This is a genomic window from Pseudomonas palleroniana (genome assembly GCF_022836895.1).
GTDB lineage: Bacteria > Pseudomonadota > Gammaproteobacteria > Pseudomonadales > Pseudomonadaceae > Aquipseudomonas > Aquipseudomonas palleroniana.
The window spans coordinates 1,143,807-1,167,500 of sequence record NZ_CP092411.1 but is presented as its reverse complement, the minus strand read 5'-3'; the positions used below and the strand labels follow the sequence as shown (position 1 = coordinate 1,167,500).

At 59.9% G+C, this 23,694-nt stretch carries 24 protein-coding genes; 10 read left to right on the top strand and 14 right to left on the bottom strand.

Features of this window, described 5'->3' with window-relative positions:
• Positions 1–25: 25 nt before the first annotated feature.
• A complete protein-coding gene (tyrS, locus tag MJP36_RS05175) occupies positions 26–1,225 on the bottom strand; it encodes a tyrosine--tRNA ligase (protein ID WP_161548733.1) in 1,200 nt (399 codons plus the stop codon).
• A 209-nt stretch (positions 1,226–1,434) separates the two neighbouring features.
• On the opposite strand from tyrS, the gene MJP36_RS05170 reads away from it, so the two are divergent.
• Both MJP36_RS05170 and MJP36_RS05165 read left to right on the top strand, forming a co-directional pair.
• A complete protein-coding gene (locus MJP36_RS05170; RefSeq protein ID WP_060757310.1) occupies positions 1,435–2,847 on the top strand; it encodes a peptidoglycan DD-metalloendopeptidase family protein in 1,413 nt (470 codons plus the stop codon).
• Between the two features lie 3 nt (positions 2,848–2,850).
• Positions 2,851–3,942, top strand: coding sequence for an anhydro-N-acetylmuramic acid kinase (locus MJP36_RS05165; protein WP_060757309.1), 1,092 nt, complete (start codon positions 2,851–2,853; stop codon positions 3,940–3,942).
• Positions 3,943–4,017: 75 nt separating this feature from the next.
• Here the strand turns inward: MJP36_RS05165 and erpA are convergent, their stop codons facing one another.
• Both erpA and argC read right to left on the bottom strand, forming a co-directional pair.
• Positions 4,018–4,368 (bottom strand): iron-sulfur cluster insertion protein ErpA, encoded by a 351-nt coding sequence (gene erpA, locus MJP36_RS05160; protein ID WP_003176443.1) that lies wholly within the window; start codon positions 4,366–4,368, stop codon positions 4,018–4,020.
• 165 nt (positions 4,369–4,533) lie between these two features.
• Positions 4,534–5,568 (bottom strand): N-acetyl-gamma-glutamyl-phosphate reductase, encoded by a 1,035-nt coding sequence (argC, locus tag MJP36_RS05155; protein WP_244384997.1) that lies wholly within the window; start codon positions 5,566–5,568, stop codon positions 4,534–4,536.
• 135 nt (positions 5,569–5,703) lie between these two features.
• Here argC and hemJ point away from each other — a divergent pair, with 135 nt between their 5' ends.
• The 6 genes from hemJ to coq7 all read left to right on the top strand — a co-directional run bounded on the left by hemJ (position 5,704) and on the right by coq7 (position 10,155).
• Complete coding sequence (hemJ, locus tag MJP36_RS05150) at positions 5,704–6,132, top strand: protoporphyrinogen oxidase HemJ (RefSeq protein WP_244384996.1); 429 nt, start codon at positions 5,704–5,706, stop codon at positions 6,130–6,132.
• Between the two features lie 25 nt (positions 6,133–6,157).
• Positions 6,158–7,120, top strand: a complete 963-nt coding sequence (locus MJP36_RS05145) for an NAD(P)H-dependent flavin oxidoreductase (RefSeq protein ID WP_244384995.1) — start codon at positions 6,158–6,160, stop codon at positions 7,118–7,120.
• 69 nt (positions 7,121–7,189) lie between these two features.
• Positions 7,190–8,152: a DUF805 domain-containing protein gene (locus MJP36_RS05140; RefSeq protein WP_090368523.1), complete on the top strand. Its 963-nt coding sequence runs from the start codon at positions 7,190–7,192 to the stop codon at positions 8,150–8,152.
• Positions 8,153–8,216: 64 nt separating this feature from the next.
• On the top strand, positions 8,217–9,005 hold the full coding sequence (locus tag MJP36_RS05135) for an SDR family NAD(P)-dependent oxidoreductase (protein ID WP_244384994.1): 789 nt from the start codon (positions 8,217–8,219) through the stop codon (positions 9,003–9,005).
• A gap of 46 nt (positions 9,006–9,051) precedes the next feature.
• On the top strand, positions 9,052–9,390 hold the full coding sequence (locus MJP36_RS05130) for a histidine triad nucleotide-binding protein (protein WP_060757303.1): 339 nt from the start codon (positions 9,052–9,054) through the stop codon (positions 9,388–9,390).
• Positions 9,391–9,507: 117 nt separating this feature from the next.
• Complete coding sequence (gene coq7 / locus MJP36_RS05125; RefSeq protein ID WP_123717337.1) at positions 9,508–10,155, top strand: 2-polyprenyl-3-methyl-6-methoxy-1,4-benzoquinone monooxygenase; 648 nt, start codon at positions 9,508–9,510, stop codon at positions 10,153–10,155.
• A 66-nt stretch (positions 10,156–10,221) separates the two neighbouring features.
• On the opposite strand, the gene MJP36_RS05120 is transcribed toward coq7, so the two are convergent.
• The gene (locus tag MJP36_RS05120) at positions 10,222–10,644 is read right to left on the bottom strand and encodes an OsmC family protein (protein WP_005792019.1); all 423 of its coding nucleotides are present in this window, start codon (positions 10,642–10,644) and stop codon (positions 10,222–10,224) included.
• Between the two features lie 247 nt (positions 10,645–10,891).
• Between MJP36_RS05120 and crp the strand changes: the two genes are divergently transcribed.
• Positions 10,892–11,536, top strand: coding sequence for a cAMP-activated global transcriptional regulator CRP (gene crp, locus MJP36_RS05115; protein WP_060757312.1), 645 nt, complete (start codon positions 10,892–10,894; stop codon positions 11,534–11,536).
• Here the strand turns inward: crp and MJP36_RS05110 are convergent.
• From MJP36_RS05110 to MJP36_RS05095, 4 genes are read right to left on the bottom strand one after another with little or no spacing between them, the layout of a single operon-like run.
• Positions 11,533–12,228, bottom strand: coding sequence for a lipoate--protein ligase family protein (locus tag MJP36_RS05110; protein WP_090368519.1), 696 nt, complete (start codon positions 12,226–12,228; stop codon positions 11,533–11,535). The two genes, crp and MJP36_RS05110, sit on opposite strands and share 4 nt — an antisense overlap.
• A 2-nt stretch (positions 12,229–12,230) precedes the next feature.
• Positions 12,231–13,067, bottom strand: a complete 837-nt coding sequence (gene trpC, locus MJP36_RS05105) for an indole-3-glycerol phosphate synthase TrpC (protein WP_090368518.1) — start codon at positions 13,065–13,067, stop codon at positions 12,231–12,233.
• Positions 13,064–14,113 carry an anthranilate phosphoribosyltransferase gene (gene trpD / locus MJP36_RS05100; protein WP_060757299.1) on the bottom strand — a complete coding sequence of 350 codons (1,050 nt, stop codon included), beginning with the start codon at positions 14,111–14,113 and terminating at the stop codon, positions 13,064–13,066. The genes trpC and trpD overlap by 4 nt, the downstream gene beginning before the upstream one ends.
• Positions 14,114–14,122: 9 nt before the next feature.
• The gene (locus MJP36_RS05095) at positions 14,123–14,716 is read right to left on the bottom strand and encodes an aminodeoxychorismate/anthranilate synthase component II (protein ID WP_060757298.1); all 594 of its coding nucleotides are present in this window, start codon (positions 14,714–14,716) and stop codon (positions 14,123–14,125) included.
• Between the two features lie 422 nt (positions 14,717–15,138).
• On the opposite strand from MJP36_RS05095, the gene estP reads away from it, so the two are divergent.
• Complete coding sequence (gene estP / locus MJP36_RS05090) at positions 15,139–17,058, top strand: esterase EstP (RefSeq protein ID WP_244384993.1); 1,920 nt, start codon at positions 15,139–15,141, stop codon at positions 17,056–17,058.
• Between the two features lie 135 nt (positions 17,059–17,193).
• Here the strand turns inward: estP and trpE are convergent, their stop codons facing one another.
• From trpE to MJP36_RS05060, 6 genes are all read right to left on the bottom strand, one after another.
• On the bottom strand, positions 17,194–18,675 hold the full coding sequence (gene trpE / locus MJP36_RS05085) for an anthranilate synthase component I (RefSeq protein WP_060757296.1): 1,482 nt from the start codon (positions 18,673–18,675) through the stop codon (positions 17,194–17,196).
• A gap of 68 nt (positions 18,676–18,743) precedes the next feature.
• The gene (locus tag MJP36_RS05080) at positions 18,744–19,562 is read right to left on the bottom strand and encodes a phosphoglycolate phosphatase (protein ID WP_060757295.1); all 819 of its coding nucleotides are present in this window, start codon (positions 19,560–19,562) and stop codon (positions 18,744–18,746) included.
• Positions 19,559–20,233, bottom strand: a complete 675-nt coding sequence (gene rpe, locus MJP36_RS05075; RefSeq protein WP_244384992.1) for a ribulose-phosphate 3-epimerase — start codon at positions 20,231–20,233, stop codon at positions 19,559–19,561. The genes MJP36_RS05080 and rpe overlap by 4 nt, the downstream gene beginning before the upstream one ends.
• A gap of 83 nt (positions 20,234–20,316) precedes the next feature.
• Positions 20,317–21,465 (bottom strand): iron-containing alcohol dehydrogenase, encoded by a 1,149-nt coding sequence (locus tag MJP36_RS05070; protein ID WP_060757294.1) that lies wholly within the window; start codon positions 21,463–21,465, stop codon positions 20,317–20,319.
• An 85-nt stretch (positions 21,466–21,550) separates the two neighbouring features.
• On the bottom strand, positions 21,551–22,375 hold the full coding sequence (locus MJP36_RS05065) for an ABC transporter permease (RefSeq protein WP_161548730.1): 825 nt from the start codon (positions 22,373–22,375) through the stop codon (positions 21,551–21,553).
• Positions 22,376–22,387: 12 nt separating this feature from the next.
• Positions 22,388–23,620, bottom strand: coding sequence for an ABC transporter permease (locus MJP36_RS05060; RefSeq protein WP_244384991.1), 1,233 nt, complete (start codon positions 23,618–23,620; stop codon positions 22,388–22,390).
• Between the last annotated feature and the right edge of the window lie 74 nt (positions 23,621–23,694).

Here is a 23,694-nt window from a genome sequence, read left to right as displayed (position 1 = left end):
TCGCCGTCAACCACTAATTTCAGCTTTATTCAGCCTTGAGCGTAATACGCGCAAATGCCTTCTTCCCTGCCTGACAGACATGGGTAGCACCGAGCTCGTATATAAAGGTGCGATCAACCACCTCACCATCTATACGCACACCGCCGGAACCCAGCAGATCACGTGCCACCGCCGAGTTCTTCACCAGGCCCGCCTTGTTAAGGACAGCCGCGATCGGCATTGCCTCTGCAGCAGTCAATTCAATCTCAGGCAGATCGTCCGGCAGCTCGCCATCCTTCATACGGTTACCCGCCGCACGGTGAGCACTGGCCGCAGCCTCTTCGCCATGGAAACGCGCAACAATCTCTTCTGCCAACTTGATCTTGACGTCCCGCGGGTTCGCACCCGCCTCTACATCGGCACGTAATGCGTTGATCTCATCCATCGAGCGGAAGCTCAACAACTCGAAGTAACGCCACATCAGCGCATCCGGAATAGACACCAGCTTGCCGTACATCACGCCGGGAGCTTCCTGGATACCCACATAGTTACCCAAGGATTTGGACATCTTCTTGACGCCATCCAACCCCTCCAGCAAAGGCATAGTCAGAATGCATTGAGCTTCTTGCCCATACGCACGCTGCAGCTCACGCCCCATCAGCAGGTTGAACTTCTGATCAGTACCGCCCAGCTCGACGTCCGCACGCAACGCCACCGAGTCATACCCCTGGACCAGCGGATACAGGAACTCGTGAATGGCAATCGGCTGATTGGTGGAGTAGCGCTTATCGAAATCATCGCGCTCAAGCATGCGCGCGACAGTGTACTGAGAGGTCAGACGAATAAAGTCCGCCGGCCCCATCTGATCCATCCAGGTGGAGTTGAACGCCACCTCGGTCTTGGCCGGATCGAGAATCTTGAACACCTGCGTCTTATAGGTCTCGGCATTCTCGAGAACCTGCTCACGAGTCAGCGGTGGACGCGTTGCGCTCTTGCCGCTCGGATCACCGATCATCCCGGTGAAATCACCGATCAGAAAAATGACCTGATGCCCCAGCTCCTGGAACTGACGCAACTTGTTAATAAGCACGGTATGCCCCAAGTGCAGATCCGGTGCTGTCGGATCAAAGCCAGCCTTGATACGCAGGGGCTGGCCACGCTTGAGCTTTTCGATCAGCTCGGCCTCGACCAACAATTCTTCCGCACCACGTTTTATCAGCGCTAGCTGCTCTTCAACCGACTTCATAACAGACCCGCAAGGCTCGAATTCAAAAGGGAACCAACCATACAAGATCAGTGACTAATTACAAGTTTTGCCCTACGTACGGACACCACTCAGCAAGCCCAGCGTTCGCGAGCTTGCGCCACAGATGATTTGGTTATATTTTATACAGTTATTTCATCTTCATCATGTCATTCATCTTTTCCATTTCATCTTCAAAGTCAAAATTACTTATGACCACTGAACCGTCTAAAGCGCCGCCGCTTTACCCGAAGACCCACTTGCTCGCCGCAAGTGGCATCGCCGCTCTTCTCAGCCTGGCACTCCTGGTATTCCCTTCCAGTGACGTAGAAGCCAAACGAACATCCCTGAGCCTTGACCTGGAAAGCCCAGTTGAACAACTGACACAAGATCAAGACGCTTCCGACGCCCAACAAGCCACAAATGCACCAGTTGAATCACCCTTCGCACAGATAGAAAACACGCCTGAAGAGACTCAACAGGCCGAACAGGAGCCGCCTGCAGCCGCCCCTGCCAAGAACCCACTGCATCGCGAAGTGATCGTGGCGAAAGGCGACACGCTATCAACCTTGTTCGAGAAGGTCGGCTTGCCCGCCGCCACCGTTAATGAGGTGTTGGCCAGCGATAAACAAGCCAAGCAATTCACCCAGCTCAAGCACGGCCAGAAGCTTGAGTTCGAAATGGCGCCAAACGGCCAACTGAACAACCTGCACAGCAGCACCAGCGACCTGGAAAGCATTGCCCTGACCCGGGGCGCCAAAGGCTTCACCTTCAACCGCATAACCGCCAAGCCCGTAATGCGCTCAGCCTACGTACACGGCGTAATCAATAGTTCCCTGTCTCAATCAGCCGCGCGCGCCGGCTTGTCCCACAGCATGACCATGGACATGGCCAAGGTGTTCGGCTACGACATCGACTTCGCCCAGGACATCCGCCAGGGTGACGAATTCGACGTGATCTACGAACAAAAAGTCGCCAACGGTAAAGTCGTCGGCACCGGCAACATTCTTTCCGCACGCTTTACCAACCGCGGCAAGACCTATACCGCCGTTCGCTATACCAACAAACAGGGCAATAGCAGCTACTACACTGCCGACGGCAATAGCATGCGCAAGGCCTTCATTCGTACGCCCGTCGACTTCGCTCGTATTAGCTCGCGTTTCTCCATGGGTCGCAAGCATCCAATTCTGAACAAAATCCGCGCCCACAAAGGCGTCGATTACGCAGCCCCTCGCGGCACGCCTATCAAGGCCGCCGGTGACGGTAAAGTCCTGCTGGCCGGCCGTCGTGGCGGTTACGGCAACACCGTGATCATCCAGCACGGCAACACTTACCGTACCCTGTATGGTCATATGCAAGGTTTCGCCAAGGGCGTATCGACAGGCAGTAACGTGAAGCAGGGCCAGGTGATCGGTTATATCGGTACCACCGGCCTGTCGACTGGACCGCACTTGCACTATGAGTTTCAGGTCAACGGCGTTCACGTAGATCCGCTGGGCCAGAAGCTGCCAATGGCCGACCCTATCGCCAAGGCCGAGCGCGCACGCTTCCTGCAACAGAGCCAGCCGCTGATGGCGCGCATGGATCAGGAACGGTCCACCTTGCTGGCTTCGGCGAAGCGTTAAGGTATGTCGCTCTATATAGGCGTGATGTCCGGGACCAGTCTCGATGGCCTGGATATCGCCCTGATCGAACAAGACCCGACGATCAAATTGATCGCCAACCACTATATTCCCATGCCGGACACGCTGCGCACCGAGCTTCTTGACCTGTGCGCCAGCGGCCCGGACGAGATAGCCCGCTCGGCCATTGCCCAGCAACACTGGGTAACACTGGCCGCTCAGGGCATCCACGCCTTGCTGGACCAGCAAAATCTCAAGCCTCAGGATATCCGTGCGATTGGCAGCCATGGCCAGACCATCCGCCATGAACCTGCACGGGGCTTCACCGTTCAGATCGGCAACCCCGCCCTGCTCACCGAGCTGACCGGTATCACCGTGGTCAGCGACTTTCGCAGCCGTGATGTAGCGGCCGGCGGCCAGGGCGCACCCTTGGTACCCGCCTTTCATGAAGCGTTGTTCGGCGAGCAGACCGGTCAGCGCGCCGTATTGAATGTCGGCGGGTTCAGCAATCTCAGCCTGATTGAAACCGGCAAGCCCGTAGCGGGCTTCGACTGCGGCCCGGGCAACGTATTGCTGGACGCCTGGATTCATCACCAACGCGGCGACCACTTTGACCGAGACGGCCAATGGGCGGCCAGTGGCAAGGTCCAGCCGCAGTTACTCAACGCGCTGCTCAGCGACCCCTTCTTCCAGACCAAAGGCCCGAAAAGTACCGGACGCGAAGTGTTCAACCTGAAATGGCTGCAACAGCATCTCGGTCAATTGCCTGCGTTCCAGCCTCAGGATGTGCAAGCCACCCTGCTTGAGCTGACCGCCCTGACCGTCGTCGAATCTCTACAAGCGGCACAATCCGGAACGCAGACCCTGCTGATCTGCGGCGGCGGCGCCCACAACGCCACACTGATGAAGCGACTGGCCGCACTGCTGCCCAACACCCAGGTCGATAGCACCGCCTCTTACGGTGTAAGCCCCGACTGGGTTGAGGCCATGGCCTTCGCCTGGCTGGCCCATTGCTGCCTCGAAGGCATCGCCGCCAACCGCCCGAGTGTCACCGGTGCACGCGGGCTTCGGGTCCTGGGTGCGATCTACCCCGCCTGACGACACTGAGAATCGCAGACAGCAAAACGCCGCTTGGCCAATCAAGGCCAAGCGGCGTTTTTTATGCGCTATCGATCAGATCGAGAACGAAGACCCGCAACCACAGGTAGTCGTGGCATTGGGGTTCTTGATCACAAAACGCGAACCCTCCAGACCTTCCTGATAATCCACCTCGGCACCTGCCAGGTATTGGAAGCTCATCGGGTCAACGACCAGGCTGACGCCCTCGCGCTCGACGATCGTATCGTCGTCGGCCACATCTTCATCGAAGGTAAAACCGTACTGAAACCCTGAACAACCGCCGCCCGTAACGAATACGCGCAGCTTCAAGCGATCATTACCCTCTTCATCGACCAGGCTCTTCACCTTGTGCGCAGCACCGTGGGTGAATTGCAAAGCCGTGGGGGTGAAGGATTCAACGCTCATGCTGATAATCTCCCGGCGTAGCGCCGCCCTATGCGTAATGGACGGCATTATCCGCTTCTCCTAGAAAAGCGGTCAACTATTGTTACGGTATATCAATCTGCTCAAGCGCCATTAAAAACACAAAAGGCCCGATCAACGGGCCTTTTGCACAGCGACAAAGCCGTCTTAAGGCAGCATGCCTGCGTGAGACAAGCCCAGCTTTTCATCCAGGCCAAACAGGATATTCATGTTCTGCACCGCCTGGCCCGACGCGCCCTTGACCAAGTTGTCGATCACCGACAGCACCACCACCAAGTCGCCATCCTGCGGACGGTGCACGGCAATACGGCATACATTGGCACCACGCACGCTGCGGGTTTCCGGGTGGCTGCCGGCGGGCATCACGTCGACGAACGGCTCGTTGGCGTAACGCTTTTCAAACAGCGCCTGCAGATCAACCGAGCGATCGACCACGGTGGCGTAGAGTGTGGAGTGAATACCACGGATCATCGGCGTCAGATGTGGCACAAAAGTCAGGCCCACATCCTTACCGGCCGCACGGCGCAGCCCTTGGCGGATTTCCGGCAGGTGGCGATGCCCTTTGACTGCGTAGGCTTTCATGCTTTCCGACGTCTCGGAGTACAGCGAACCTACTGCCGCGCCACGACCGGCGCCACTCACGCCCGACTTGCAGTCCGCGATCAAACGCGAAGCATCTGCCAGCCCGGCCTCCAGCAATGGCAGGAAACCCAGCTGGGTCGCAGTCGGATAGCAGCCCGGCACGGCAATCAGGCGCGCTTGTTTGATCTGCTCGCGATTGACTTCCGGCAGGCCATACACCGCCTCCTCCAGCAATTGCGGTGCACCGTGCGGCTGGCCGTACCACTTGGCCCACTCATCGGCCTCCTGCAGGCGGAAGTCTGCGGACAGGTCGATCACCTTGGTACCGGCCGCCAGCAGTTCCCCAGCCAACGCATGGGCCACACCGTGGGGCGTGGCGAAAAACACCACATCACAGGCGCCCAGGGTCTTGATATCCGGAACACTGAATGCCAGGCCGTCATAGTGGCCTCGCAGGTTCGGGTACATATCGGCCACGGCCAGCCCGGCCTCTGATCGGGAAGTGATGACGACCACCTCTGCCTGCGGATGCTGGGCCAACAGACGCAGCAATTCGACACCGGTGTAACCCGTGCCGCCGACGATACCGACCTTGACCATAAACCTGCCCTCAACGAACCCACTGGAAAGGCGTCGATAATAGGGGCCGTATCGTCCTGCGACAACCGCCAACGTGACGTACGGGCGCGTCAGCCACTACTATCTTGGCTACCGTGAACCTGGGAATAATCAAAAATGCTTTATCTATGGGTCAAAGCCTTTCATATCGTCAGCATCGTCTGCTGGTTTGCCGGGCTGTTCTACCTCCCCCGCCTCTTCGTCTACCACGCTCAAAGTGAGGACACCGTCAGCAAGGAACGCTTCAGCGTGATGGAACGCAAGCTTTACCGCGGCATCATGGGGCCGGCGATGCTCGCCACATTGATATTCGGTGTCTGGATGCTGGCGCTTAACCCCGGCATCTTTCAATCGGGTGCCTGGATCCACGCCAAGCTCACGCTTGTCGTACTGTTGATCGGCTACCACCACATGTGCGGCGCACAGGTGAAGCGTTTTGCCCGTGGCGAAAACACCCGCAGCCATGTCTTTTATCGCTGGTTCAATGAAGTGCCGGTTCTGATATTGCTGGCTATCGTAATTTTGGTCGTGGTCAAACCGTTCTAACTTCACATCACACGGGGTACCTCCAATGTCGCTGCCCGCTCTGCTTGAACAACGTCTGCGCCTGCCGGTAGTGGCTGCGCCGATGTTCCTGATTTCCAACCCGCAACTGGTCCTGACGTGTTGCCGCAACGGGGTGGTCGGGAGCTTCCCGGCGCTCAACCAGCGCGAAAGCAGTGGCTTCAAGGCCTGGCTGGAGGAAATCGAAGCGGGCCTGGCACAGTTGGACAACCCCGCGCCATATGCCGTCAACCTGATCGTGCACAACAGCAACCCACGTCTGCAGGCCGACCTGGCGATCTGTATCGAACACAAGGTCCCCATCGTCATTACCAGCCTCGGCGCGGTGAAGGAACTGGTCGACGCCGTGCACAGCTATGGCGGACTGGTGTTTCACGACGTCACCACGCGGCGCCATGCCGAGAAAGCCGCAGAAGCGGGTGTTGACGGCCTGATCGCCGTGGCGGCCGGCGCCGGAGGCCATGCAGGCACCTGGAGCCCATTCTCGCTGATCGCTGAAATACGCCAGTTCTTCGATAAAACGCTGCTGCTGGCCGGCTGCCTGAATCATGGGCACGAGATCCTCGCCGCCCAGCTGTTGGGAGCCGACCTTGCGTATTTCGGCACGCGCTTTATCGGCACCACCGAAAGTCATGCGCCGGATGCCTATAAAGAGATGCTGCTCACATCGCGGGCCGCCGACATCGTGCACACTCCAGCAGTCTCCGGCGTACCCGCCAGCTTCATGCGCCAGAGCCTGGAAAACGCCGGCTTCGACCTCGCAGCCCTTCAAGGCAAGGCGGACGTCAATTTCGGCTCCAAGCTCAAGCCGTTGAATGACGAGGCCAAAGCCTGGAAAACCGTATGGTCTGCCGGCCAAGGTGTCGGGGAAATCAATGATTTGCCCACTGTGGACGAACTCGTTGCTCGCCTGGATGCCGAATACCGCAAGGCCCGCGAGCAGGTGACACAGTTACGCTGGCCACGCTGATACAATTGCCGGACCGGCTGGCAGCAGCCGGCCTGCAACCCTCCCACTACAAATGACAAGGATGCCCGCATGAGCGACAACCGTTTCAAGATAGTGTTTGATGGAGCATTGCTCCCGGGTGTCGAAAGCACCACTGCCAAGCTGAACCTCGCCGAGCTGTTCAAGAGTGAAGTCGAGGCCATCGAGAAACTCTTCACCGGCCGCCCCGTTGCGCTGAAACGTGACCTGTCCCGCCCGGACGCAGAAACCTATCTCAACGCACTGAAAAACGCCGGCGTCGACGCACGTATCGAAGCCGAACAGCCGGTAGCCTTCAGCCTTGCAGAAACCCACGAAACATCGTCCCACACCTCAGACTTCTCGCAACCAGCCGCCTCGCCCTATGCCCCACCGCGCGCAGCCGTAGGCGATGAGTTGCCGGAATACGCCCCCCTCAACGTGTTCACCATCCATGGACGTATCGGCCGCCTGCGGTACCTGGCCTGGACACTGGTGTTGACCGTTGCGATGCTCGTCGCCTCCGGCATCATCGCCACTGCCGGCTTTGCCGTGGCAACCGCTTCGCCGACCGCGGGTATCATTCTGGGCTCGCTGCTGGGCTTTGCGTTGTTCGTGGCCATGCTCTGGGTCAGCGTGCAAATCGCCGTGCAGCGGCTGCACGACCTGGGTTGGTCCGGCTGGTTATGGTTCCTCAACCTGGTGCCGCTGGTGAACAGCGTCTTCCCGATCTTGTTGCTGGTATTGCCGGGGAACGCTGGCGCCAACCAATACGGTGCGCCACCACCGCGCAACTCCACTGCGGTAAAAGTCCTGGCCACCCTGTGGCTGGCGTTTATTCCAGTGATGCTGGCTATCGTGGTTACGCTGGGTATGAACGGTTACCTGAATCAACTCGAAGCCAACATGGACAGCGGCTACGAAAACAGCTCGATCACCTCCGATGACGCTGCCGATCAAAGCGTTATCGTTGATGAAGAAGACGCGCAAAGTGCTGATGAAGCAGCCGAACCTGTAGACTCTCCAGAACAGTGAAGAAACGCCCGCCCGCCTGTGATGTCCCTGTCACAGGCTCGGCGGCGTTGCGATGGAGAAAGGCATGACCCGTTACGCTCTGATCACCGGCGCCTCCAGCGGCATCGGCCTGGCTTTGGCCGAAGCCCTGGCCCGGCGCGGCCGCAGCCTGATTCTGGTGGCCCGTCAGCGTGATCAGTTGGAAAGCATTGCAATCGAATTGACTCAACGCTTTGGCGTCGAGGTGCTGTTTCGTGCCTGTGACCTGGGCGAGCCCCTGCGTTTGTCCGGGTTCCTGCTGGAACTGGAAGAAGGCGAACGTCAGATCGACTTGCTGGTGAACTGCGCCGGCATCGGCACCAGCGGGCCATTTCTGGCCCAGGACTGGATGACCGAACAAGACCTGATCGAAGTCAACATCCTGGCCCTGACCCGCATGTGCCATGCCCTTGGCAACGCGATGGCCCTGCACGGGGGCGGGCAGATTCTCAACGTCGCCTCAGTCGCCGCCTTCCAGCCCGGCCCGTGGATGAGCAGCTACTACGCCAGCAAGGCTTATGTACTGCACTTTTCCGAAGGGTTGCGCGAAGAGTTGAAAACCTGCGGCATCAAAGTTTCAGTCTTGTGCCCCGGACCTACACGCACGGCGTTCTTCGGCACCGCGCAAATGGACGCCGCAAAGATCGACCGCAGCGGACAATTGATGAGCCCTGAGGAAGTGGCGCTCTATACCGTGCGAGCACTGGAAAAGAACAAAGCCATCATCATTCCCGGGCGACGCAACCGCTGGCTGGCCTTCAGCCCGCGTTTCAGCCCACGCTGGCTGACCCGCAAGATCGCCGGTGCGATCAACAAGGCCTATTGCCCGCGCTGACGGCCTGGGTACACTCACCCCGCACTTTCATAATGGAGAAACAGCTGTGGATACTCTGTTCACCAAGATCATCAACAGAGAAATACCCGCGAAGATCATCTACGAGGATGACCAGGTCCTCGCCTTCCACGATATCGCGCCTCAGGCACCGGTACATTTCCTGGTAATCCCGAAGAAGCCGATCCGTACGCTCAATGACCTGACCGAAGAAGACAAGAGCCTGGCCGGCCATATCCTGTTCACTGCCCAGCGCCTGGCGGTAGAGCAAGGCTGCGAAAAAGGCTTTCGCGTGGTGATGAACTGCAATGAAGATGGCGGGCAGACCGTCTATCACATCCATATGCATGTACTCGGCCAGCGCCAGATGAACTGGCCACCGGGCTGATCAGCCTCGCGGTACAGGTCGCGGCCCAAGGCTGCGACCCCATGCCCCTGACTCAGCACAAACGCTTTGTCCTCTCTTGCGGTAAACTGGCCGCCGAGATTCCTCCCGGAGGTCAGCATGACTACCCAACGTCACTACTCGCCGATTGACCGTCTGTTGCTGCAAGCCGACATGGCCATGCGCACGCTGCTGCCATTCAGCGGCCAACCTTACCGTCCATCGCCCGCCATTGTGCAACCTGACGCGCAGATGAGCGAGACCGACACCCGCCACGTTGCCGGCCTGATGCGTATCAACCATACCGGTGAAGTGTGTGCCCAGGCGCTGTACCAGGGCCAGGCGCTGACCGCCAAGCTGCCGCAAGTACGCGCAGCGATGGAACATGCGGCCGAAGAAGAAATCGACCACCTGGCCTGGTGCGAACAGCGCATTCGCCAACTGGGCAGCCACCCCAGCGTGCTCAACCCATTGTTCTACGGTTTGTCGTTCGGCATCGGCGCCGCTGCCGGCTTGATCAGCGACAAGGTCAGCCTGGGGTTTGTCGCAGCGACAGAACATCAGGTATGCAAACACCTGGATGAACACCTGGAGCAATTGCCGGCGGAGGACGAAAAGTCCCGGGCCATTCTTGAGCAAATGCGCATCGATGAAGAACACCACGCAGAAAGCGCACTGGATGCCGGCGGTTTCCGCTTCCCGGCGCCGGTGAGGTTCGGCATGAGCCTTTTGGCCAAGGTCATGACCAAAAGCACCTACCGCCTATAAGTACCAAGAGCCTGACCCACAAAAAAGGGCGCTATAGAAGCGCCCTTTTTTCTTTTGCGTGTCCCGTCAGCCCAGCTCGATGATTTCGTAGTCGTGGGTGATCGCCACACCGGCCGCGCCGAGCATGATCGACGCCGAGCAATACTTCTCGGCCGACAACTCGATGGCACGTTTGACCTGAGCCTCTTTCAGCGCTCGCCCCTTCACCACGAAATGCATATGGATCTTGGTAAACACCTTGGGATCTTCAGTGGCACGCTCGGCCTCCAGGAATGCTTCGCAGCTCTCCACGGCCTGGCGGGATTTCTTCAGGATGCTGACCACGTCGAAATTGCTGCAACCGCCTACGCCGAGCAGGAGCATTTCCATCGGGCGTACACCCAGGTTACGGCCACCGGCCTCCGGCGGGCCGTCCATGACCACGACATGGCCACTGCCCGACTCACCGAGGAACATGGCTTCGCCCGCCCATTGGATGCGTGCCTTCATCATCCAGACTCCACTGCTAAAAAAGGGTTATCAGCTTAGCACAGGGCCTCGAAACAGCAGCGCCCCGCATGAAAGCGATCAATGACAGCATTTGCCAGGCAAAATCATCAATCGAATCAGAATGCGTCTGGTAAGCTGGCGCCAATTCAATGGCGCATTGCCATCTTTTGTGCAGCGTGTATCAATGCCGACACCGCTGGATAAAAACAAATCCAATCACACCCTGCAGTTCTTTCGGGATACAACCATGGTTGCTCTTACTCCCACACCCAAGATCAAGAATCTCGACAAGTTGTTGATGCATTGCCAGCGCCGTCGCTATCCGGCCAAACACAACATCATCTGCGCAGGCGAACGCTCGGAAACGTTGTTCTTCATTGTGAAGGGCTCAGTCACCATCTTGATCGAGGATGACGACGGTCGCGAAATGATCATCGCGTACCTCAATACCGGGGATTTCTTTGGGGAACTCGGGCTGTTCGAACAGGCGGGTAAAGAGCAGAAACGCAGCGCGTGGGTGCGGACCAAGGTCGAATGCGAAGTGGCCGAGATCAGTTATACAAAATTCCGCGAACTGGCCCAGCATGACCCCGACATTTTGTACGCCCTGAGTGGTCAGATCGCCCAGCGTCTGCGTGACACCACGCGTAAGGTTGGCGACCTGGCATTCTTTGATGTCACCGGCCGCGTGGCTCGCTGCCTGCTTGAGCTGTGCAAACAGCCTGACGCGATGACCCACCCCGACGGCATGCAGATCAAGGTCACACGCCAGGAAATCGGGCGCATTGTCGGGTGTTCACGGGAAATGGTCGGCCGCGTGCTCAAGGACCTGGAAGAGCGCAACCTGGTGCACGTCAAAGGCAAAACAATGGTGGTGTTCGGTACCCGTTAACCCGGCAGGAAACTGGCCAACATTTGACGGTACAGCGCGTCCAGCCGAGCGATCGCATCCGGCGCGGGAAAAGCTTCGTGCAGGGCAATATGGCTGTCGGCACGCACCCGCTGGTCGAGACCGCAGGCTTGATTGAAGCGATTGACCGCCGCGATCAGTTCCTCACGGTCGTTATCCAGCAGCAATGCACCATGCACCAACCCCACCGGGCGGCCAGCACTCTGTCGCCAGCGCTGGGCGGTGCCGACCATTTTGCGGCCGTTCAGATTGACGTTGTAGCGACCGTCACAAAACGCGCCGTCGATTTCACCGACAGAAGCATCGCCCCCCAACTCGCTGAGTAAATCGCAGATCGGCTGGCACAAACGCAAGTAACCGGTTTCGATACGATTCTGGTCACCTTCGCTGCGCGGCGGTGCATAGACCAGGGCGATATTGACCGTCGCACTCGACTGCGGCACCGGTTCTCCGCCGGTTTCACGCAGCAGTACCGGCCAACCGGCATCCGCTGAAACCTGGCTGGCGGTTGCGAAAGCCGGCAGCCGGCTCAAACGGCGCGGCATGACCAAGGCTTGATCGCTGGGCTGCCAAAACAACAGCCCGAACGCCTGCTCACCCGCACACACGGCCGCCAACAACGCCTGCTCGGCGGCAAGCCCTGCCTCAACGGTCATCCTTGCGGGCAGGGTCATCATCAGTCCAGGGTCGAACCGCTGATCGTCACGCCACGCTCCGGGAAGAACAGGCGTTGCAGCTCCGCCCCCGGGTTCTCGGCGCGCATGAATGTCTCGCCGACCAGGAACGAATACACGCCGCTGATTTCCATCAGTTCAACGTCAGCTCGGTTGACGATGCCGCTCTCGGTAACCACCAGGCGGTCCCGTGGAATGCGCGGCAACAGGTCGAGGGTGTTTTCCAGGCTGACTTCGAAGGTGTGCAGGTTACGGTTGTTGACCCCCACCAGGGGTGTGTCGAGGGTTTTCAGAGCGCGTTCCAGCTCGTCGCCATCGTGGACTTCGACCAACACATCCAGCCCGACGCTTTTGGCCACGGCGGCCAGCTCGGCCATCTTCACGTCATCCAGCGCGGAAACGATCAACAGCACACAGTCGGCGCCGAGGGCACGGGCTTCGACGATCTGGTAAGGGTCAACCATGAAATCCTTGCGGATCACCGGCAGCTTGCACGCGGCGCGAGCCTGCTGCAGATACAAGTCGGAACCTTGGAAGTAGTCGATATCGGTCAGCACGGACAGGCAAGTCGCCCCGCCCTTCTCATAGCTGCCGGCGATTTCCGCCGGCACGAAATGTTCGCGGATCACGCCTTTGCTTGGAGAAGCCTTCTTGATTTCGGCAATCACCGCCGGTTGCTTGAGCTTGGCCTGGGTGATCAAGGCATTGGCAAAACCACGCGGGGCATCGGCGACTTTCGCCTGAGCCTCAAGCTCCGCCAGGCTCACGCGCGCGCGGCGCTCGGCGACTTCTTCGGCTTTGCGCGCGAGGATTTTTTCCAGCACGGTCGGGACACTCATCCTTCATTCTCCATCTTGAACACTGCGGTGAATGCTCCCAGCTCTTCGAGCTTCTCGCGAGCCAGACCGGTGTGCAACGCATCGTGGGCCAAAGCAACACCCTCTTTAAGACTATAGGCATGGTCCGCTGCGTAAAGTGCCGCGCCAGCATTCAGGACAATCATTTCCGCGGCTTTTTGGCCATTTTCAGTCTTGCGACGCCCCAAGGCATCACGAATCAGCTCCAGCGATGCCGCCGGGCTCTCAACCGAAAGGCCGTGCAAACTCTGGCTCTTCATGCCGAGATCTTCGGGCTCGACCCAATATTCGCTGACCTGGTCATTCTTCAGCTCCGCGACAAAGGTCGGTGCCGCCAGGCTGAACTCATCCAGGCCATCCTTGGAATGCACCACCAGCACGTGCTTGCTGCCCAGACGCTGCAGCACTTCGGCCAACGGCCGGCACAGCGCCTGGCTGAATACGCCCACCACCTGATGTTTCACACCGGCCGGATTCGTAAGCGGGCCGAGCATGTTGAACAGGGTACGCAGGCCAAGATCCTTGCGCGGGCCTGCTGCGTGTTTCATCGCACCGTGATGGGACTGGGCGAACATGAAGCCAATGCCCACGCTGTCGATACAGCGCGCCACTTGCACCGGTGTCAGGTTCAGGTAGATCCCGGCCGCTTCCAGCAAATCGGCACTGCCGCTCTTGCCGGAAACCGCACGGTTGCCGTGCTTGGCCACGGTGCAGCCGGCGGCAGCGACGACAAAGGATGAAGCCGTCGACACGTTGAAGATATTGGCGCCGTCACCGCCGGTGCCAACCACGTCGACTACACCGTCGAGGGTATTGAGTTCGACCTTGTCCGCCAGCTCGCGCATGACCGACACGGCGCCCACGATTTCGTCGATGCTCTCGCTCTTCATGCGCATCGCCATCATGAAAGCGCCAATCTGCGCATCGGTGCATTGACCGGTCATGATTTCGCGCATCACATCGCTCATTTCAGCGGTGCTCAGGTCCAGATGGCCGACGATACGGCTCAGGGCAGTCTTGATATCCATGGAAAGTCCTTAGCGCGTGCCGCCGCTCTGCTTGAGAAAGTTGGCGAACAGCTCGTAGCCCTGCTCGGTCAGGATTGATTCGGGGTGAAACTGCACCCCTTCGATATTCAGCGTCTTGTGGCGCAGGCCCATGATCTCGTCGACCGAGCCGTCTTCCAACTGGGTCCAGGCGGTCAACTCCAGGCATTCGGGCAGCGTCTCGCGCTTGACCACCAGCGAGTGGTAACGGGTCACGGTCACCGGCAAGTTAAGGCCGTGAAACACCCCCAGGTTCTTATGGAACACCGGGCTGGTCTTGCCGTGCATCACTTGGCGCGCACGCACTACGTCACCGCCAAACGCCTGGCCGATGGACTGATGGCCCAGGCATACGCCCAAAATCGGCAATTTGCCGGCGAAGTACTTGATCGCTTCCAGGGAGACGCCGGCTTCGGTCGGCGTGCAGGGCCCCGGCGAAACCACAATGCGTTCCGGATTCAAGGCGGCGATTTCGGCCACGGTCAGTTCATCGTTGCGCACCACTTTGACCTCGGCGCCGAGTTCACCCAGGTACTGCACAACGTTGTAGGTAAAGGAGTCGTAGTTATCAATCATCAGCAACATGTGGGTTCAAACCTCTTGAATTCACTGATTTCGAATGACCGCCTTCCAAAAGAGTGTCCCGCTGCCAGACGCACGTTCCGGTTGCCGGGGTGAGCCGGCAAGGGCGTCAAACAGAGGGTGCAGAAGGCAAATCGGTACAGGTCCGGCCAGGCCGGCAGAGAAAAATGTCAGGCGCGCCAACGCCAACGGGCGTGTGCCTTGACTACTCGCATCAAGAGTTTGCTGATGATCAACACGGGGAGGGTCTCATTCATACGTTCAGGCACAGTAACGTAGCCTCGCCAGCGGTGCAATATGGAGCAACGAATACGGGGGCATCACCACCGCCTCCTTATAGGAAAAAACCGTAATCGTCGAAGAAAAGCCGGAAAACATTGCTAGTGTTTCACCTGCGATACAAAAACAACTAAATGGAATTTTGCATGTTCAGACCGACTTTCTTCGCTCCATTGGCCGGCTGCCTCCTGTCACTGGCCTGCACGCAGGCATTTGCAGCCTCCTCTCCCTACTCAACCATGGTGGTTTTTGGCGACAGCCTCGCCGACGCCGGCCAGTTCCCCGACGGCAACGCCGGCGCCACCTTGCGCTTTACCAACCGCACCGGGCCGACGTTCCAGGGCGGCTACGGCCTGGTTTCATCGACCTTATTGGGTACCAAGCTGGGCGTCACGCCTAACGACCTGAATGCCTCCACCTCACCGGTTCGTGCAGCACAAGGTCTGCCTGACGGGAACAACTGGGCGGTCGGCGGCTACCGTACCGACAATATTCTGGATTCCATCACCTCCGTCTCCAACGCGGCGATTCCACCCGGCAACGCCGGTGGCGGTACCGTACTGCGCAGCCGCCAGGGTTATCTACCGGCCAACGGCGGGCGAGCCGACCCCAATGCGCTGTACTTCCTCTCGGGGGGCGGCAATGACTTTTTGCAAGGCCGTGTACTCAGCCCCGGCCAAGCCGTTGCCGCAGGCGGGCGTCTGGCCGACAGCGCACAAGCGCTGCAACAAGCGGGGGCGCGCTACATCATGGTGTGGATGTTGCCCGACCTGGGGCTGACACCGGCGATTAACGGTACGCCGGCACAAGGGGCGAGTACTGCCCTGAGTAACCTTTTCAACCAGGCGCTGGTCCAGCGCCTGTCGCAGATCGACGCCCAGATCATCCCACTGAACATCCCGTTGCTGTTGAAGGAAACCTTCGCCGACCCTGCCCGCTTCGGCCTGGCCACCGGACAAAACCTCACGGGCACCTGCTTCACCGACCCCAGCTGCGCCAACCCGACCTATGGGCTTGGCGGCACCAACCCCGATCCGACCAAGCTGATCTACAACGATTCGGTACACCCCACCATCGCCGGACAACAGCTGATCGCCGACTACGCCTATTCGCTGCTCGCGGCGCCATGGGAATTGAGCCTGCTGCCGGAGATGGCCCAAGGCACCCTGCGTGCGCACCAGGATGAACTGCGCAATCAGTGGCAGGCCGACAACGGCCACTGGCAGGCGGTGGGCCAATGGCGAGCGATTGTGGCGGGGGGAGGCCAGCACTTGGACTTCGATCATCAAGGCAGCTCGGCCAGCGGTGACGGCAATGGCTACAACGTGAATGTCGGTGGCAGCTACCGGCTCAACGAGAGCTGGCGTGTAGGCGTTGCAGCCGGGCTGTATCGACAGACTCTCGAAGCCGGCGCCCGCGATTCGGACTACAAGCTCAACAGCTACATGGGCAGTGCTTTCGCGCAATACCAGCAAAACCACTGGTGGGCCGATGCCGCACTGACCGGCGGCAAGCTGGACTTCGACAGTCTCAAGCGCAAGTTCGCCCTGGGCGTCAGCGAAGGCTCGGAGAAAGGTGACACCGACGGCTGGCTATGGGCCTTGAGCGGCCGCGCAGGCTATGACATTGCCGCTCCAGGCAGCGACTGGCACCTGTCGCCCTTTATCAGCGCCGATTACTCGCGGGTCGAAGTAGAGGGTTACTCGGAAAAAGACAGCCGCTCCACCGCACTGACCTTCGCCGATCAACAACGCGACTCCAAGCGCCTCGGCGTCGGCCTGCAGGGCAGCTACCGCGTGACGCCGCAAACCCAGGTATTTGGCGAGGTAGCCCACGAGCACGAGTTCGAAAACGACACCCAGAAGGTGAAGATTTCACTCAACAGCGTGCCGGGCATCGACTTCAAACTGGATGGCTACACGCCCCGCAGCAACTCAGACCGCCTGAACCTGGGTGTCAGCCACAAGCTGACACAAGAGCTGGCGCTGAGGGCTGCGTATAACGTGAGAAAGGATGACAACCTGACCCAACAAGGGGTGAGTGTAGGAGTGAGCCTGGACTTCTGATCAAGTCTTGAAATGGCGCAAAACCAAAGTGGGAGGGGGCTTGCTCCCGATTGCGGTGGATCAGCCAGCTCATTGGTAACTGACACTCTGCAATCGGGAGCAAGCCCCCTCCCACACTTTGATCTACAGCTGGCTTCACCCCTGCGGGGTTTGCTCAGCCAACGCCACCGCGCGGAACATGGCGCGGCGCTTGTTCAGGGTTTCTTCCCATTCAAGGGCCGGCACCGAGTCCGCCACAATGCCGCCACCGGCCTGCACATGCAGCTCGCCGTCCTTGATCACCGCGGTGCGGATCGCGATGGCGGTGTCCATGTTCCCGTTCCAGGCGAAATAGCCCACCGCGCCGCCGTAGACGCCCCGCTTGACGGGCTCCAGCTCATCGATGATTTCCATCGCACGAATCTTCGGCGCACCCGACAAAGTGCCCGCCGGCAAAATCGCCCGTAGCGCGTCCATCGCGGTCAAGCCGGCCTTCAGCTCGCCGGTCACGTTGGAGACGATGTGCATGACGTTGGAATAACGCTCGATGACCATCTTCTCAGTGAGTTTCACCGAGCCGATTTCCGAGACACGCCCGGTATCGTTGCGGCCCAGATCGATCAGCATCAAGTGTTCGGCGATTTCCTTGTCGTCGCTCAGCAGGTCTTCTTCCAGCGCCAGATCCGCCTCTTCGGTCGCGCCACGCGGGCGAGTCCCGGCGATCGGGCGCACGGTGATCAGGTTGTCCTCGACACGCACCAGCACTTCCGGCGAGCTGCCCACCACGTGGAAGTCGCCAAAGTTGAAGAAGTACATGTAGGGCGTCGGGTTGAAACAACGCAGCGCACGGTACAGATCGATCGGCGCCGCCTTGAAGTCGATGGACATACGTTGCGACGGCACGACTTGCATGCAATCACCGGCGAGGATGTATTCCTTGATGGTGTCGACTGCGCGCTCGTAGTCATCCTGGGTAAAACTGGAGCGGAATACCGGGTCAGCGGCAGGCGGACGGCTGAGGTCCAGCCCGCGCCGCGGAGTGATCGGCTGGCGCAGTTTATCCAGCAGGGCTTCGAGACTGGCCTGGCCTTGTTCGAACGCGTCCGCCTGGGACGGGTCGGCCAAGACGATCGCATGCATCTTGCCGGCGAGGTTGTCGAACACCACCACGGCATCGGAGACCATCAGCAGAATGTCCGGCACACCCAACGGGTCGGGGTTCGGGCATTTGCCCAGACGTTTTTCCACGTAGCGCACGCAGTCGTAGCCGAAGTAACCCACCAGGCCGCCGTTGAAACGCGGCAGGCCGGGAATGGTCGGTACGTTATAGCGCGCCTTGAAGGTCTCGACGAAGGCCAGCGGGTCTTCCACATCATGGCTTTCGATCTCGACGCCATCATGCGTGATACTCACCCGATGGTCGTGTACCCGCAGCACGGTGCGGCACGGCAGGCCGATGATCGAGTAACGGCCCCATTTCTCGCCGCCCTGTACCGATTCCAGCAGATAGGAATTGGGTTGGTCGGCCAGCTTCAGGTAGATCGACAGCGGCGTATCGAAGTCGGCCAGGGTTTCGCAGGCCATGGGAATACGGTTATAGCCGGCAGCGGCCAAACGCAGGAATTCTTCGCGGATCATGAGGTGCCTCGTGGCTTGAGGGTCAAACGGTCAGATAGGCAAACGTGCCGCAGCGCGGCCAGGATCAGTCAGGCGCGCCAACGCCAGCGGGCCAGGGCCTTGATGACTTTCATCCAGAGTTTGCGAGTGACCACCACGATGGGATTTCCAGAAGGGTTTGAATCAACGTCGGGCAACGTTATCTCAGCGCCCGCTCCCAAGCAACCGGGGATTAACTGGCGCAGGTCATCAATCACCAGCGCCGGCGACTCTTCGGCAATCGGCCGGCCATGGTTATAGCCGTAGCTCAGGGCCACGCACTGCACCCCCGCCGCTTTCGCCGCCAGCACATCACTGCGCGAATCGCCGACGAACAACGACTGGGACGCGGGGATGTTGGCCATTTTCATCACGAAGAACAGCGCCGCCGGGTCAGGTTTCTTCTGCGGCAGGGTATCGCCGCCGATGATCCAGCGGAAATAGCGGCCGATCTTCATCTCGTCCAGCAACGGCGCGACGAAACGCTCCGGCTTGTTGGTGATCAGCGCCATTTCCACACCCTGCTTGCTCAGCCACTTGAGGGTGTCGCGCACGCCTGGGTACACCACGGTCAGTTCGTGGCTGCTCTCATAGGCGGCGTTAAACAGCTCCAAGGCGTGTTCGGCCTCGACATCGTCCACACCGTCGGCGTCGAGATGATTGGCCAGGGCCCGGCGCACCAGCATCTGTGCGCCGTTACCCACCCATTCGCGCACCGAATCAATGCCCGCCGGCTTGCGCCCCAACTTGAGCAGCATCTCGTCCACCGCCGCCGCCAGGTCAGGCACCGAGTCGATCAAGGTACCGTCCAGATCGAACATCACCAGCCGTGGCAGTTTGCCGGGGAACAGCCGCTCAAAGCCGCTCATGGACGCGCCAGCGCCAGTTCGGCACGCATCTTGTCGATGACTTCCTGGTAGTCCGGAGCGTTGAAGATCGCCGAGCCGGCCACAAAGGTATCGGCACCTGCAGCAGCGATTTCGCGGATATTGTTGACGTTGACCCCGCCGTCGATTTCCAGGCGGATATCACGGCCGGACGCATCGATCAGCGCACGGGCTTCGCGCAGCTTGTTCAGCGTGCCGGGGATGAACTTCTGCCCGCCAAAGCCTGGGTTGACGCTCATCAGCAAGATCATGTCGACCTTGTCCATCACATACTCAAGCACGCTCAGCGGGGTGGCCGGGTTGAACACCAGGCCGGCCTTGCAGCCGCCTTCGCGGATCAGTTGCAGGGTACGGTCGACGTGCAGCGAGGCTTCCGGATGGAAGGTAATGTAGGTCGCGCCAGCCTCAACGAAGTCGCCGATGATGCGATCCACCGGGCTGACCATCAGGTGCGCATCGATCGGCGCGGTGATGCCGTACTTGCGCAACGCCGCGCAGACCATCGGCCCGATAGTCAGGTTGGGTACGTAGTGGTTATCCATGACATCGAAGTGCACGAAGCCCGCACCGGCGGCCAATACCTTGTCCACTTCCTCACCCAGGCGGGCAAAGTCGGCGGAGAGAATCGATGGAGCAATGACGAAGGGCTGCATGACGCACCTTTTTGAGCTAAATCACGATGGCGCGCATTGTATACCTCATGCTTTGCCGCGCGCACCGTGACCTGGCTCAATGGCTAGTACGCCGCGCGGTAGATTTTCTCGATATCCGCTGTGCTGAGCTGGCGCGGGTTATTGCGCATCAGGCGTTCAATGCCTGCAGCTTCGGCAGCCATGGCCGGAATTGCGTCTTCGGGAATCCCGAAGCTGCGCAGGCCCGTGGGGATTTCCACGGCCGCGCACAGCCGCGTCATCGCCGCGACGGCCTGATCGGCCGCGTCAACCAGACTCAAGCCGGTGACATTCACGCCCATGGCCTCGGCGATGTCGCGCATGCGTTCGACACACGCCAGCTTGTTCCACTGCATCACATAGGGCAGCAACAGAGAGTTGCTCACGCCATGCCCGATATGAAAACGACCGCCCAGCGGATACGCCAACGCATGCACGGCGCCCACCCCGGCGTTACCGAACGCCATGCCCGCCATCAGGCTGGCGGTGGCCATGTCGTCACGGGCCTGCAGATGCCCCGGGTTGGCGTACGCCTTGGGCAATGCGTTGGCTATCAACTTGACCGCGCCTATCGCCAGGGCATCGGTAATCGGCGACGCATTCAGCGACAGGTAGGCTTCAATGGCATGCACCAACGCATCCACACCGCTGGCGGCTGTCACGCTGCGCGGGCACGTGAGGGTCATTTGCGGGCTCATCAGTGCAACATCCGGCAGCAAGTAATCGCTGACGATGCCTTTTTTCAATTGTGCGACCTTGTCGGAAAGGATCGCCACATTGGTCACCTCCGAGCCGGTACCGGCCGTGGTCGGGATCGCGATCAACGGCGGCCCCTTGCGTGGCACCTGGTCGATGCCGAACAGATCGGCCAGCGCACCGTGGTAGCCGGCATACGCGCCGACGCATTTAGCGATATCGATGGAGCTGCCCCCGCCGACACCAATCAAGCCATCATGCCCGCCGTCGCGGTAGGCCTGCATGCAGTCTTCGACGATGGCAATTTCCGGGTCGGGCTGCACCCGGTCGAAGATTTCATAGTCGCGCTCGCCCAAATGCTCGAGCGCCAGCGCCACGGTGCCGGACTTGACCAACGCCGCATCGGTGACGATCAGCGGGTTATCCACATCCAGGCGTGTGAGTTCGGCGGCCAGTTGCTCGATGGCACCTGCGCCGGTGAGCAACTTGTGGGCGATCTTGAATGAGGAAGTACTCATGTGCGCGGCCTCTTATTGAAGGATGGGCTGGCACAAGAGTAGCTCTCTATGCGGGGTTGTCAGCCATTCAGCAGCTGAATGGTCATCATACCTGCGCAGTGCGCAGCTTCTCGCTACGCCCGCGCAACCATTCCAGGGTGAGCAACAGCAGCACCGAGAAGGCAATCAGCAAGGTGGCGGCAGCGGCAATGGTCGGGCTGAGGTTCTCGCGAATGCCGCTGAACATCTGGCGCGGCAGGGTCGCTTGCTCGGGGCCGGCGAGGAAAAGCGTCACCACCACTTCATCGAACGAGGTGGCAAAGGCAAACAGCGCCCCGGAAATCACCCCCGGCGCGATCAACGGCAAGGTCACCCGGCGAAACGCGATCAATGGTGAGGCGCCCAGGCTCGCCGCCGCCCGCACCAAGTTATGGTTGAAACCCTGCAAGGTCGCCGACACGGTAATGATCACAAACGGCACACCCAGCACCGCATGCACAACGATCAGCGAGAAGAAGCTGTTGCCCAGGCCCAGTGGCGCAAAAAACAGGTAACTCGCCACGCCGATAATCACCACCGGCACCACCATCGGCGAAATCACCAAGGCCATCACCAGCGCCTTGCCGGGGAAATTGCCGCGCGTGAGGCCTATCGCGGCCAATGTGCCGAACACCATGGCCAGCACCGTGGCGGCCGGCGCGACGATGATGCTGTTCTTCAACGCACGCATCCATTCGGCCGAGGCGAAGAAATCCTGGTACCAATGCAGCGAAAAACCTTGCAGCGGGTACACCAGGAAACTGCCGCTGTTGAACGACAGCGGGATGATCACCAGCACAGGCAATATCAGGAACAACAGGATCAAGCCGCACAGGATCCGCAGGCTGTAGAACCACAGGCGTTCGACGGGCGACATATAAGGGATCAGCATCGCAAGGTCTCCTCAGCTCAGGCGCAGGCGGCTGGCGCCTACCAGCCGGTTGTAGATCAGGTACAGCAACACCGTCGCCAGCAGCAGCAAGCCGCCCAGCGCCGTGGCCATGCCCCAGTTGATGCTGGTGTTGGTGTAGAACGCCACGAAGTAGCTGACCATCTGGTCGTTCGGGCTGCCGAGCAGCGCCGGGGTGATGTAGTAACCAATCGCCAGGATGAACACCAACAGGCAGCCGGCGCCGACGCCGGCGTAGGTCTGCGGGAAATACACGCGCCAGAAGCTGGCGAACGGGTGGCAGCCCAGGGAAATCGCTGCACGCATATAGGTGGGTGAGATGCCTTTCATCACGCTGTAGATCGGCAGAATCATGAACGGCAACAGGATGTGCACCATGGAGATGTAGACCCCGGTACGGTTGAACACCAGCTCCAGGGGTTTGTCGATCAAACCCATGCCCATCAAGGCGCTGTTGATCAGGCCACCGGACTGCAGCAGCACGATCCACGCGGCGACCCGCACCAGGATCGAGGTCCAGAACGGCAGCAGCACCAGAATCATCAGCAGGTTGCTTTTGCGCGCCGGCAGGTTGGCCAGCAGGTACGCCAAGGGATACGCCAGCAGCAGGCAGATGAAGGTAATCACCAGGCCCATCCAGAAGGTACGCGCGAAAATGTCCAGGTAAATGGCCTGGTCCGGCGTGGTCGGGGCCAGTTCGCCCAGGTCATTGATACGGTGGTCGACAGCCGCCAGCAGGTAGAACGGTGTGAGGCTGCTGGTATTGCGCCGGATCGCCTGCCAGTACGCGGGGTCGCCCCAACGTTCATCGAGGCTTTCCAACGCTTCTTTGTAAGAGCCGGGCGCCTCGGTAAAGGGCAGCGCCCGCGCGGTTTTGGTCAGCAGGCTGCGATAGCCGGCCAACTCCATGTTCAAGCGCTTGGACAAGTCGCCCAGCGTCTGGTTTTTGCGCGCTTCGCCCAAGTCTTCGCTCAGCGCCTGATACACCGGTTCGCCGGGCAGGCCACGGCCATCCCAGGCCTTGACCGCCACCACGGTACGCGGCAAACCGCCCACCACTTCCTCGTTGCCGACGCTTTTGTAGAGCAGCGCAATGATTGGCACCAGGAACACCAGCAGCAAAAACAGCACCAGCGGTGCAATCAATGCCTGGGCCTTCCAGCGGTTGAGCCGTTCGGCACGCGCCAGGCGCTGCTTGAGGGTGGTGCTGGGAATGGCGATAGCCATGGCTGACTCCGGATCTTGAAAGGAAATGCAGAACCCTGGTGGGAGAGAGCAACGCCTCTCCCACCGGAGCAAGC